Origin of the sequence: Myxococcus sp. MxC21-1 (assembly GCF_032612255.1) — a bacterium.
Taxonomy (GTDB): Bacteria; Myxococcota; Myxococcia; order Myxococcales; family Myxococcaceae; genus Myxococcus; species Myxococcus virescens.
This window is the reverse complement of sequence record NZ_CP123278.1, coordinates 325,852-338,382: the sequence shown is the minus strand read 5'-3', so window position 1 is coordinate 338,382 and position 12,531 is coordinate 325,852. Positions and strand designations below refer to the sequence as shown.

The following is a 12,531-nucleotide window of genomic DNA, read 5'->3' as shown; positions in this document are numbered from 1 at the left end:
GTCAGATCAAGAGGGTAGGCTAAAACAGCACCCCTGCGGATCAATCCACGCGCACCAGCGCCGCCTGCTGCAAGCCGTCGTCCGCGCTCACATCCACGGACAGGTAGTGCCGGCCCACCCCGTCGAATGTCTCCGGAATGGCGCCGCCGCCGCCGGAGATGAAGGCGGGGATGCCCGCGTTGGCGAACGAATAGTAGGAGTGGATGTGCCCATAGAGCGTGAGGTCCACGCCCGCGCGCGCCATCTTCCCCACCAGGCCCGCGGCTTCGCCCCGGTTGGCGAAGCCGCCGCCGCGCAGGCCCACCGGGTCCTGCGGCGGCACGTGCATGGCCACCACGTGCGTGCCGTCCCGCGAGGCCGCCAGCCACCCCTCCAATTGCTCCTCCACGCCGGGGTCCAACGTGCCGTTGCTGGAGTCCACCACCGAGAAGCGCACCCCTTGAAGACGAAGCTCTGGCTGCCGCGCCCCACCAGCGCGTGGTACTCGGCCGCGTCGCGGGTGAACGTCTCGTGGTTGCCCAGGGTGGCGTACAGCGGGATGCGCGAGCCCGCCTCCAGCCGCTCCTGGAACTCCGTCAACTCATCGCGCGTGCCTGACTCCGTGAGGTCGCCCGCGAAGAGGATGAAGCGCGCCGCGTCGTCCCGCCGCATGCGCGCGTAGATATCCCCGACGCGCGGCAGGGCCTCCTGCACGTCCGCCAGCGCGAGGAAGCGGAAGGGCTCGCGCGACTCGGAATCCGGCGGCGCCACGGACAGCCGCGCCGTCGTCCCCGCGCGCAGCGCCACGCGCCACACCTTCACGGTGGGCAGCGCCTGCGGGAGCGCCTCCTGCGCCAGCGGCGCGCCCTTCCTCCTCGGCCACCAGCACCGCGTCCGGCATCGCGTTGCGCACCGTCACCAGCCAGTCGGACGGCGCCTGGGCGCCCACGTCGATGCGGGCGGTGAAGGCCGGCGCGTTGCCCCACAGCACCAGCGTACCCGGCGCCAATTCGCGCACCGTCGCCAGCCCGTCCGCCACCGACAGCGTCACCCCGCCCTGCTGCGCCTGGCCCACCTTGGAATCCGCAATCGCGCGGTTCTCCGCGGGCCGCATGCCGCACCCCGCCACCACCAGCGCCGCCATCACTCCCACACGCATCACCGCTCACCTCCCAGGGCACGAATCAACGACAGCCGGCCCACGAGCGCGCCGCCCCCTGCACCTCGGCGGCGACACCCCAGTCATCCGTCAGCAGCGCCCGGCCCCTCAGGCCAAAGGCGCCCACGATTCCGCCGCCGCGAGAGCGGATGCCGCCCGCGAACGAGTCCTTGCGGTGGTCGTAATAGAGCATCGCCTCGCCCCGGAACGGCCCGCCCCGGCCCAGCCACACGCCGTAGCCGAAGGTGAAGAGCAGCTGCTCGTGCAGGTTCCCGTCGCTCACCGCGCCGGGGTACGTATAGGCCTCCGCCGACGTGCCCACGCTGACCTCCGCGAAGGAGCCCGCCATGGCCGGGCTGATGCGCGACATGGCCAGCCGGCCCCGAAGCGCCACCTCTCCGCTGATGAGCGCGAAGCCCTCGGTGGGGTAGCGGTGGAACTGGCCAAAGGCCTCCACGTCCAGCGCGCTGCCATCCGTGCCCGACAGCGCGCGCTCCGGCGCGCCCAACAGCCGCCACGCCCCGCCCAGGCGCACCTGGGTGTTGCCCTCGGAAGGGTCCACCCGCACGGAGCCCAGCAGGCGCAGCGAGTCGAAGCGGGCCTGCGCTCCCACCGTGAGGAAGTGGCGGTAGTCGAACGCAGCGTCATTCACATACTGATAGCCCACCTCCAACTCCAGCGGAGGAAGCAGGGGCGGCGCGACGCCCGCGTCGAACGCCGGCGCCGTCACCGCATACAGGTTGGCCAGCGCGGAGATGCCCAGCACGCTGAAGCCCGCCAGCGTCACCGCGTACAGCGGGGCAATGGTGCGCCGCGAGGCGCCCGTGAGGGCAATGGGCACCCCGCCCAGCGCGATGAGCCCCAGGCCCGCGCCCTCCAACGCGAAGAGCCGCTTCGCCGTGTGACGGTCCCCCGCGACCAGGGGCCCCAGCCCATGGAAGAGCAACCCCGGCACCACCGCCACCGCCACCGCGAGCGGCTTGAAATCGGGGCGCTCCAGGGGCGGCGGGGGCACCTGCGCCAACGACTGCTGGGAAAGCCCCACCTGCGCCTGGAGGGGCGCATCCACCGGGACCTCCGGGCGCCCGTCCCCAGCGCGGGCCGTGCCCGGCGTCGAGAACAGCAGCACTCCACTCAGACACACGGCGCCCCACCGCGAGCGAAGGGGGAGCTCGGACACCATCGGCGACGCCTCTTTCTCAGCGAGGGGCCGGCCGCCCCCGCCCGCCGGCAAGCGCAGGCAGGTCCGCTAGATAACCGCGCCAGGGCGGCCCACGGCAGGCGCCCCGCGTGAAGAAATGTGAAGCCTCACACCTTGGTAACCCTGAAAAACTTCGCACAGAGCGCAATCCGGAACCGGGACTTTCCCAGGAAGGAAGGTATGCTCCTACCCCGTGGCGGAAAACAGCCCTCAGCAATTCGGCAAATACGTCCTCCTCTCGAAGATCGCCGCGGGGGGGATGGCCGTCACCTACCGCGCGCGGATGACGGGGGCGGCGGGCGTCACCAAGCCCTGCGTCATCAAGCAGATCCTCCCGCACTTCGTCGACGATGCGGACTTCGTCGAGATGTTCGTCGGCGAGGCGCGCGTGGTGGCCAGCATGAGCCACAGCAACATCGCGCAGATTTTCGACTTCGGTGAGGTGGACGGGCAGTACTTCATCGCCATGGAGCTGGTGCAGGGCCAGCCCTTGTCCAAGGTGCTGCGCCGCGCCCAGCGGATGGGCATGGCATCCTTCCCGGAGCCGCTGGCGCTCCATGTGGCCAGCAAGCTGTGTGACGGCCTGGACTACGCGCACCGGCACGTGGGCGAGGACGGGCAGGCGCTGGGCCTGGTGCACCGCGACGTGTCCCCGGACAACGTCCTCATCTCCTATGAGGGCGAGGTCAAGGTCATCGACTTCGGCATCGCCAAGGTGACGAGCGCGGTGGAGGCGAAGACGTCTCCCGGCACCCTCAAGGGCAAGTACCCGTACTTCTCCCCGGAGCAGGCCCAGGGCCGGCAGGACCTGGACGCGCGCACCGACGTGTACGCCGCGGGGGTCGTCCTCTACGAGATGGTGTGCGGCAAGCGTCCCTATGAAGGGGAGTTCGTCACCGTCCTGCCCCGCATCCTCATGGGCGACCGCCTGCCGCCGTCCGCGCTCAACCCCACCGTCAGCGAGGACGTGGAGACGGTCATCTCCCACGCCATGGCGCTGGACCGTGAGGCGCGCTACCCGACGGCGAAGGACTTGAGCGAGTCGCTGGTGGAGCTGCTCTACCGCGACAACCCGCGCTTCACCCCCACCCTGCTGTCGCAGCTCATGGCGCACCTCTTCCCGGAGGAACTGGCCGCCGAGGGCCGCCGGGTGGAGGTGTCCCCCGCCTTCCAGGAGCAGCTCGCCGCCTGGCAGACGGGCGTCACCGAAACGGCGTCCCAGGGACGCGCGCGGCCCCCGTCCAGCAACGCCTCGCGGGGCTCCAGCCCCGGCGTGCGCAGCCGCCCGGGCAGTGACGGAGGCCGCCCTGGCAGCGACAGCGGACGGCCCGGCAGCGAAGGAGGCCGTCGCCCCGCTGCGAGCACCCCGGGAGCACGCCGCCCCACGAGCAGCGGCGTGCGGCGGGTGACCCAGTCCCAGCTCCCCCGCTCCGAGGGTGGCGTCCGCAGGACATACACCTCCGAGCGCCCCGGGCCCCCGTGCCGGCGTTGGACGAAGAGCCCAGCACTGACGCGGGTGATGCGCCCGCCCCCACCCAGGCCGCGCCGCACGACACGCCCATCGAAGTGCCCGCCGCCAAGGGCAAGGCGCCCACCACCGAGGCGCATCCGGTGGGCACCTGGACGGGCAAGGGCTACCGCACCTCCGTGGACGACGCCCGGGACACGCTGGCGCGCGAAGAAGCCGCGCGCGTGGCGAAGGGGAAGGAGAAGGCGCGCGTCGTGACGATGTCCGTCATCTACGCCACCGCCGCGCTGTTCCTCGTCGGTGTGTTCTACAAGCTCGTCATCGCGCGCGAGTCCACGTTCGACGACGTGTACGCATCCACCACCACCCTGTGGCTCGCCTCCAAGCCCGCGGGCGCCACGGTGCGGCTCAACGACCAGGTGATCAAGGGCGTCACGCCGCTGATGGTGGAGGTCAAGATTGGCGAGGCCAACACGCTGGCCCTCTCACTGCCCGGTCACCTGCCCTGGACGAAGCGCTTCACGCCCACGTCGAACCTGGTGGAGCCGCTGACGGCGGAGCTGAAGCCCATCGCCGCGCCCCCGCCGCCCGTCGAAGTGGCCGTGGCGGCGCCAGGGGACGCGAGCGCCGCGGTGGTGGCGGAAGGCGCCGCCACACCGGAGGACGGGGGCCCCAGCGCGCCGGTGGACGCGGGCGCCCGCACGGAGGTGGCGGTCGCACAGGACGGGCCCGTGGAGGAGGACACGCCGCAGCGGACGATGCACGAGGTGGACTACCCCACCCGCGTGCTGGTGCTGCGCCCCCAGTACAACGCCGTCCCCCTGCCCGAATACAACACCGCCAGCATCGAGCTGAACCCCGGCACGACGTACTCGGTGTGGACGCAGGGCAGCGCGTCCCTGGCCGAAGGCCGGGGCACCGCCTCCGGCACGCTGGCCTACTTCATCGAAGGCGACGGGCCGGTGGACAGCAGCTTCGGCCTGCTCGGCACGTCAACGCGCACCATCAAGGGCGCTCGGAAGCTCCACGTCTTCGCGCTGGATGACGGCGGACTGGACGACAACAGCGGCGCCATCCGCGTCAACGTCCGCCAGTCCGCCTACGTGCCGCCGCGCTCGTTCACCTTCGACGCGAAGGAAAACGCGGTGCCGCTGAAGCCCGAGCACCAGATGGTGCTGCGAGGCCTCAACCCGGATTCCACCTACCTGCTCACCGTGAGAGACGACTTCGCGGAGCTGCGCTCCGGTCCCAACGGCCGCATCCGCCAGGTGTTGTGCATGGAGCGCGGCCCGGCGCCCGAATCCGTGCGCGCCACCCACCGCATCCTCCAGACCGGCAAGCGCTACCAGCTGACGGGCACGGAGAACCTGCACTGCACCTTCCCCGACATGCAGGTGAACGACAACCGGGGCGCCTTCGAGGTGGACATCGTCGACGTGACGGCCATGTCCGGCAAGGAGCGCGCGGAGGCCCTGAAGGGCTCACGCCGCTCGGAGCGGTAGCAGGCACACAGGCGGCCCACCGCGCACCCGCTGGGGCGCCGACAGGCGAGGCGAGCACTCGCCGCGCCGCGGAGGATGCCGGGCTGGGCCGGAGGAACGGTGACTACCTTACGGTGGACCGGCGCCCCGTGGCTTCAGCGAAGGGCGCCAGCTTCCTGACGTAAGGGCTAGCGAGGGCCCGGCAGCGCGGAGGCCCGGCTCGACAAGGACGGGAAAGGCACGTGGGCGCGGGGCCGAGGGGCACCGGGCCCACGCGTCTTTCCTCGGGACGGACTCAGATGTCCAGGTTCTGCACGTCCAGGGCGTTGCGCTCGATGAACTCGCGCCGCGGCTCCACCGCCTCGCCCATCAGCAGCGAGAAGATTTCGTCGCTCTCCACCGCGTCCTCCACCCGGACCTGGAGCAGCGTGCGCGTGGCCGGGTTCATCGTCGTGTCCCAGAGCTGCTCCGGGTTCATCTCACCCAGACCCTTGTAGCGCTGCAGGCCCAGGCCGCGCTGCGCGTCCTTGCGAACGGCGGCGAGCACCTCCTGCACGGAGAAGACGGTGATTTCCCCCGCGTCCACGCGGACCTTGTACGGCGCCTTGCCCAGCGCCACGAAGGCGTCGCGCAGTGACGACAGCTCCAGGTACTCCGGCGACGACAGGAAGGCGTGGTCGAGCACCGTCTCCCGCATGGCGCCATTCACGTCGGTGTGGAACACCAGCTTCTTGGTGTGGTGCTCGGGGTCCTGCACCAGTTCGTGGCGCACGCGGCCCAGCACGTCCGGCATGCGGCGCTCGAAGGTGTCGTAGGCGGCCTTCACCGCCGCCTCCAGGGCCGCCTCGTCCGTCAGCGTCTCCGCCGTCAGCCGCGCGCCCTGCACCAGCGCGTCCACCACGCGCGCGTCCCGGCGCTTGGCCTGCTTCTCCAGGCGCTCCTCGTACGTAATCACCTTCTCCAGCAGCGCCTTCAGCTCCGCGCCGCCCAGCTCGCCCTCGGGCGTCAGCACCCGCGCGTGCTCGGAGGCAATCTTGAGCAGGTACTCGTTCAGCGCGTGCTCGTCCTTGACGTACTGGTCCTTCTTGTTGCGCGTGACTTTGTAGAGCGGCGGCTGCGCGATGTAGAGGTAGCCCTTCTGCAAGAGCTCCGGCATCTGCCGGAAGAAGAAGGTGAGCAGCAGCGTGCGGATGTGGCTGCCGTCCACGTCGGCGTCCGTCATCAGGATGATGCGGTGGTAGCGCGCCTTCTCCGGGTCGTAGTCCTCCGCGCCGATGCCCGTGCCCAATGCCGTAATCAGCGTCACGATTTCGGCGCTGGTGAGCATCTTCTCGAAGCGGGCCTTCTCCACGTTGAGAATCTTGCCGCGCAGCGGAAGGATGGCCTGGTTGCGCCGGTCCCGGCCCTGCTTCGCGGAGCCACCTGCGGAGTCGCCCTCCACGATGTAGAGCTCGCTCTCGTTCGGGTCGCGGCTCTGACAGTCCGCCAGCTTTCCGGGGAGCCCGCCGCCGTCCAGCACGCCCTTGCGGCGCACCGTCTCACGCGCCTTGCGCGCGGCCAGACGCGCCCGGCAGGCGTCGCCAATCTTCGCCACGACCTTCTTGGCGACCCCGGGCGTCTCTTCCAGGAAGGAGCCGAGCTGGTCGTTCACCATCTGCTCGACCAGGCCCTTCACCTCGCTGTTGCCCAGCTTCGTCTTCGTCTGCCCCTCGAACTGGGGGTTGGTCAGCTTGACGGAGATGACGGCGGACAGGCCTTCACGCGCGTCCTCGCCGGTGGGCGTTTCCTTGAGGTCCTTCCAGAGGCTGCCCTTCTCCGCGTAGCTGTTGAGCGTGCGCGTCAGCGCCGCCTTGAAGCCGGACAGGTGGCTGCCACCCTCGTGGGTGTTGATGTTGTTCGCGAAGGTGTAGATGCGCTCGTCGTAGCCGTCATTCCACTGCATCGCGATGTCGAGCGTGACGCCCTCGCGCTCCGTGCTGAAGGCGATGGGCTTGTCGTGGAGCGTCTGCTTCGACTTGTTGAGATACTCCACGAACGAGGAGATGCCGCCGTCGAACTTGAAGTCGTGCTCCTTGTTCGTGCGCTCGTCGCGGATGACGATGTGCAGGCCGGCGTTGAGGAAGGCCAGCTCGCGCAGACGCTGGCTGAGCGTCTCGAAGTTGAACTCCACCAACTCCATCACCGTGGCGTCCGGCTTGAAGGCGATGTGCGTGCCGCGCTTGTCGGTGGTGCCCACCTCGCGCGGCGGGGTGTCCGGGATGCCCTGCGCGTAGGACTGCTCGTAGACAACGCCGTTGCGCTGGACGCGGACCTTGAACCACTCCGAGAGGAAGTTGACGCAGGTGACGCCCACGCCGTGGAGGCCGCCGGAGACCTTGTACGCGCCGTTGCCGAACTTGCTGCCGGCGTGCAGCTCCGTGAGGACGACCTCCAGGGTGTCCTTGCCGGGGAACTTGGGGTGCGGGCCCACGGGGATGCCGCGCCCGTTGTCCTGCACGCTCAGGGAGCCATCCACGTGGATGACGACCTCGATGTCGGTGCAGTGCCCGGCCAGCGACTCGTCCACCGCGTTGTCGACGACCTCGTACACGAGCTTGTGGAGCCCGTAGGCCATCGTGTCGCCGATGTACATGCCGGGGCGCTTCCGGACCGCCTCGCGGCCCTCGAGCTTGGTAATGCTGTCCGTCCCATACTCCACGGGCGGCGGAGCAACCGCCGAGCCGGTAGCGGGGGTCTTTTCCATGTGAAGCTGTCCTTGGGAAAAGGAGCCTTGCAACAGGTCCGTGCGTACCACTTCAAGGCACGTCGAACAAGGTTAACGAGGACTCGCAAGGCTGCGTAAACATTCGTGAAATCCGCCTGGCCGCCTGCCTGGGAGGCCGCCCCGGGAAACGGGGTGTTCAGGCGTCGAAACGGGGCGGCGGGAGGCGGTCCTCCAGCGCCGAAATCAACTCGTCGAAAACAGCCTTGCGGGCGAAGAGATGCCGGGTGACGAGCACTCGGCCTTCCTCCTTGAGGAACAGGGCGAGCACGCTCCCCTTCCGGCCAATCCGGCGCACGTGGTCAATCTGCCCCCAGTGCAGGTCCAGCTCCTTCTGGCTGAAGGGCCGGGCCACGCGCACGCCCCGCGCGTCCACCGTGACGCCCCAGCCCGTGCGGGGCCGCAGGCGGTGGAAGGACACCAGGAAGGTCAACATCAGCCCCGCGGAGACGCCGGCGCGGGCCATGGCCTGGACGCCACCTGCGTCGCGGGCATCCGCCAGGGCCCAGGCGGTGAGGACGGCCAGCACGCAGGCCCCCACGAAGAGGGCGATGCGGGTGGCGCGAGGGTCGAAGGCGTAGAAGCGCGGGCTGCTCATGGGTGCCCCTGCACCCTAATCCTCCCGGCGCGCCGGTGCGCGGTTTTGAGCGCTGCGTCTGTTCTCCGCCGGGCGGAGCGTGCCCTACGCTCCAGAGTCCCATGACGAATGCCGAGCTGTCCGCGCGCCTGCTGTCGAACGTCATCGCCTTCAAGCACCTTCAGCGGGAGCGCGGCACGCTGCGGCACCTGGGCCTGCCAGGCGTGGACGCCTTCTGTCTGCCGGGGCACCCGGAACACGCGCGGGCCCAGCAGGCCTTCTTCCACGGCCCGGGAGCGCTGCGCGACGCCCTGCCCACCCTGACGGACTTCTACCTGCGCCTGGACCTGCCCGGCTGGCGCGTGGTGCTGCTGCCCGGAGACACCGAGGGCCGGCGGGTGCTGGAGGACGCCGGCTTCACCCCCGACGCGGTCCGGATGGATGCCATGGGCCTGGTGCTGGGGGACGTGCCGGACGCCCCGCCGGACCTCCCCTGGAGGTCTCCGAGACGCAGGATGACATGGTCGCCATCAACAAGCGCACGTGGGGCCAGCTCGGGAGCCAGCTCGACGCCGGCTGCAGCCGCCTCGGCTGCCGGTGCACACGCTGGTCGCGAAGGAGGCGGGCGTTGCCCTGGCGTGTGGCATGGCCCGGGACGTAGGCGACACCGCGGGCATCTACATGGTGGCCACGGTGCCCGAGGCCCGGGGCCGGGGGCTGGCCGCGCAGGTGATGCGCGGGCTGCACCACCAGGCGCGGATCCGCGGGATGACGGCCGCGGTGCTCCAGGCCACGCCGGAGGCGAAGCCCTTGTATCAGCGCCTGGGCTACCGGGATCTGGGCGCGTGGGAGACCTGGGGCCGCATGAGCCCCTGAGTCAGCGCAGCGCCTCCAGCTCCTCCAGACTGGAGAGCACCTGGGCCGGCTGGCTGAGTCCCAACAACCGGTCCGCCAGCCCATGGGACGCCAGCCGCGCCAGATGCGCCAGCCGCACCAACTGGGGTTGCCCCGCTCCGCGTCCAGGATGGCCACCACGACGCGGAGCGGCTTGCCGTCGGGGGTATCGCCCGCGAGCGGCGTGGCCAGCGTCACCAGGGCCGCGGTGGGCACCGCGCCGGCAGGAAGGAATGTGGCACCGCCACCCCGCCGCCCACCGCGCACGAGGACTCCTCCCGGTGCCGCTTCAGGCCGCCCACCACCCGCGCGACGTCCGCGCCGGGTTGCGAGGAGGCCAGCCGCTCCGCCACCACGTCCAGCACGTCGTCCCAGCCCGCGCAGGACAGCTGCAACACCATGCGCTCTGGCGCCAGCAGCGGCGCCAGCGGTGGCACGGGCGCGTCGCGCCGCCCTTGGGCCACGGGGAACTCCGCGTCCAGGAAGTCGCGCACGCGCGCCAGTTGCAACCCGGACAGGCGCCGCTGGGCGATGTCCAGGAAGAGGGCCCCGCGCCCGGCACCTCTTCCAGGTAGGCGGCCACGGACGGACTCATCCGGTTGGCCACGTCCATCAGCACCGAGGACGGGACTCGCAGCTCGCGAGCAATGGCCGACAGGCGCTCGGGCGTGGGGGCGCGTCCACGCCGTTCTCCACCCGGCTGAGGTACGCGCTGGACACGCCGATTCGGCGTGCCAGTCCCGCAGCGACAGGCCCGCATCCGTGCGCAACAGTCGGAGGGTGGCTCCCAGGTGCATCAGCTCCTCGCGGGCAGAACCCGGGCCGCGCTGGCCCCGTCGTTGGAGGATTCAGAGGAGGGCTCCGCCGCCGTGGCGGGCGACGCGTCACACACCACCAGCAGCGAGCCCGGCGCGTCCCGGATGATGCGCTCGCGCTGCAGGCCGAAGACCTTGTCCTCCAGCCCCCACTGCGCGCCGATGCCGACAATCACCAGGTCATAGCCGTGGCGCGCCTCACCCAGGGCGGCCTCGTCCGGCGCGTCGCTGCGCACCTCCTTCATCGTCACGCCGCCCTCGTTCGCCGGAAACAGCGCCTCCACCTGCGACCGGGCCCCGCCGTTGCCGCCGAGGTCCGACGTCACGTGTAGCACCGTCACCTCGGCGCCCGCCTGCTGATTCAGCCGCCGGGCCAGGGCCAGGGCCGCGCGGTCATGCTGGCTGCCGACGAAGGGCACCAGCACGCGCTTGATGTCCGACAGGCCCCGGTCCACCAGCACCGCCACCGGGCCACAGGCCTCCTGCATCACCTCACGCACCGTGCCGCCCAGCATCGTCTGGCTGAAGAGTGGCTTGTGCCACCCCAGCAGGACCAGGTCCGCGCGCCGGGCCTTCGCCGTGCGGCAGATGTCCTGGGCCGGGTCGGCGGAGACGAACGACAACGGCCGGACGGAGAGTCCCAGGCTTTCGGCCCGCCACAACAGCGGCGTCAGCGCGCTGTCCTCCTCGGGGTCCCGCTGCTGCGCCGGGCGCAGGGAGGCGCGCTCCGGGGACACCAGGTGCAGCGCGTGAAGCCGCGCGCCCTCCTCACGCCCCGTCAGCGAGCGCGACAGGGTGGCCATGCCCGGCCCCGCCTGCCCGTGGGACACGCACATCAGCACGCTGTAGGGCGGAGGGCCCGGCTCCACCGGCAGCGGCACCACCACGCGCTCGCGGGCAATCTCCTCCAGCGGGTAGATCCACTTCAGCAGCGGCGTGGTGATGAACGTCGTCACCAGCGCCATCAGCACCATCATCGTGAACAGCTGGGGTGAGATGACGCCCAGGTCGAGGCCGATGTTGAGGACGATGAGCTCCATCAACCCGCGCGTGTTCATCAGGATGCCGATGGCGCTCGCCTCGCGCCACCGCAGGCCCGTCATCCGCGCCGCCACCGCGCTGCCGCCGAACTTGCCCAGGCAGGCCAGCACGATGATGACGCCGCACGTCAGCCAGTCCTCCGCAGTGTTCAGCAGGCCAATCTGCGTGCGCAGACCACTGAAGGCGAAGAAGACGGGCAACAGCAACACCACCGCCACATCCTCCAACCGCTCCGCAAGCGTCTCCGCCAGCCGGCCTTCCTTCGGAATCACCGCGCCGAAGAGGAAGGCACCGAAGAGCGCGTGGATGCCGATGAGCTCTGTCACGCCCGCGGACGCCAGCAGCAACACCAGCGTGCCCGCCACCACGTTCTGGGTGAGTCCCTCACGGCTGGCCACCCGCGCGCCCAGGCGCGCGAGGAAGGGCCTCACCACCATCAGCATGAAGGCGATGTAGCCCAGCGCCATCACCGTGGTGAGCGCCGCCTGCGCCAGGCTGGCCGCACGGACGATGGAGACGACGAAGGCCAGCAGGCACCACGCGGTGACGTCATCCACCGCCGCGCAGGCAATGGCCACCGTGCCCACCTTCGACTGGAGCAGGCCTCGCTCGGTGAGGATGCGCGCCAGCACCGGGAAGGCCGTGATGCTCATCGCCACGCCCATGAAGAGCACGAACGAGGAGAACGGCACCTCTGGCGACGACAGGCTCTTGTAGAGCCACAGCGCGCCCGCGCCCGCGCCCAGCGCGAAGGGGACGACGATGCTGGAGTGGCTGATGGCCACCGACGCATGCCCCCGGCCCTTGAGCAGCTGGGGGTCCAGCTCCAGGCCGATGAGGAACATGAACAGCACCAGGCCCACCTGGCTGAGCATCGTCAGCACCGGCATGGACGAGGCCGGGAACAGCCCGTTCATGATGTCCGGCGCCAGCCAGCCCAGCAGCGAGGGCCCCAGGACGATACCGGCCACCACCTCCGCGATGACCAACGGCTGTCCCAACCACCGCGCGCCGCGGCCGATGAGCCGCGACAAGCCGATGATGACGATGAGCTGCAAGATCAGCAGCGCGAGCGCGTTGGTGTGCATCCGGCCCTCCACGTAAAGTGTTAAGCTGGCACTTACCAACCTGATTTCGAGGCGTCAACCGGGGGGA

At 70.4% G+C, this 12,531-nt stretch carries 6 protein-coding genes and 2 pseudogenes; 2 read left to right on the top strand and 6 right to left on the bottom strand.

The window, feature by feature from the left end; translation table 11 throughout:
• Positions 1 to 40: 40 nt before the first annotated feature.
• Positions 41 to 1,141 (bottom strand): annotated as a pseudogene (locus QEG98_RS01560) (metallophosphoesterase family protein).
• 22 nt (positions 1,142 to 1,163) lie between these two features.
• Positions 1,164 to 2,321: a hypothetical protein gene (locus QEG98_RS01555; RefSeq protein ID WP_316565483.1), complete on the bottom strand. Its 1,158-nt coding sequence runs from the start codon at positions 2,319 to 2,321 to the stop codon at positions 1,164 to 1,166.
• A 211-nt stretch (positions 2,322 to 2,532) separates the two neighbouring features.
• Here QEG98_RS01555 and QEG98_RS01550 point away from each other — a divergent pair.
• Positions 2,533 to 5,309 (top strand): annotated as a pseudogene (locus tag QEG98_RS01550) (protein kinase domain-containing protein).
• A gap of 274 nt (positions 5,310 to 5,583) precedes the next feature.
• Here QEG98_RS01550 and gyrB read toward each other — a convergent pair.
• Both gyrB and QEG98_RS01540 read right to left on the bottom strand, forming a co-directional pair.
• Positions 5,584 to 8,031 carry a DNA topoisomerase (ATP-hydrolyzing) subunit B gene (gyrB, locus tag QEG98_RS01545; RefSeq protein ID WP_316565482.1) on the bottom strand — a complete coding sequence of 816 codons (2,448 nt, stop codon included), beginning with the start codon at positions 8,029 to 8,031 and terminating at the stop codon, positions 5,584 to 5,586.
• Positions 8,032 to 8,188: 157 nt separating this feature from the next.
• Positions 8,189 to 8,647: a hypothetical protein gene (locus QEG98_RS01540; protein ID WP_090490920.1), complete on the bottom strand. Its 459-nt coding sequence runs from the start codon at positions 8,645 to 8,647 to the stop codon at positions 8,189 to 8,191.
• Between the two features lie 576 nt (positions 8,648 to 9,223).
• Between QEG98_RS01540 and QEG98_RS01535 the strand changes: the two genes are divergently transcribed.
• Complete coding sequence (locus tag QEG98_RS01535; protein ID WP_316565481.1) at positions 9,224 to 9,502, top strand: GNAT family N-acetyltransferase; 279 nt, start codon at positions 9,224 to 9,226, stop codon at positions 9,500 to 9,502.
• Positions 9,503 to 9,714: 212 nt separating this feature from the next.
• Here the strand turns inward: QEG98_RS01535 and QEG98_RS01530 are convergent, their stop codons facing one another.
• Together QEG98_RS01530 and QEG98_RS01525 are read right to left on the bottom strand one after the other, a co-directional pair.
• Positions 9,715 to 10,014 carry a PTS sugar transporter subunit IIA gene (locus QEG98_RS01530; protein ID WP_316565480.1) on the bottom strand — a complete coding sequence of 100 codons (300 nt, stop codon included), beginning with the start codon at positions 10,012 to 10,014 and terminating at the stop codon, positions 9,715 to 9,717.
• A gap of 302 nt (positions 10,015 to 10,316) precedes the next feature.
• Positions 10,317 to 12,464 (bottom strand): cation:proton antiporter, encoded by a 2,148-nt coding sequence (locus QEG98_RS01525; protein ID WP_316565479.1) that lies wholly within the window; start codon positions 12,462 to 12,464, stop codon positions 10,317 to 10,319.
• Positions 12,465 to 12,531: the final 67 nt, after the last annotated feature.

What these genes read in the sequence shown, in the direction of transcription:
- QEG98_RS01525 (WP_316565479.1), bottom strand. Translation starts at nt 12,464, where the DNA reads ATGCACACCAACGCGCTCGCGCTGCTGATCTTGCAGCTCATCGTCATC.
- gyrB (WP_316565482.1), bottom strand. Translation starts at nt 8,031, where the DNA reads ATGGAAAAGACCCCCGCTACCGGCTCGGCGGTTGCTCCGCCGCCCGTG.
- QEG98_RS01555 (WP_316565483.1), bottom strand. Translation starts at nt 2,321, where the DNA reads ATGGTGTCCGAGCTCCCCCTTCGCTCGCGGTGGGGCGCCGTGTGTCTG.
- QEG98_RS01540 (WP_090490920.1), bottom strand. Translation starts at nt 8,647, where the DNA reads ATGAGCAGCCCGCGCTTCTACGCCTTCGACCCTCGCGCCACCCGCATC.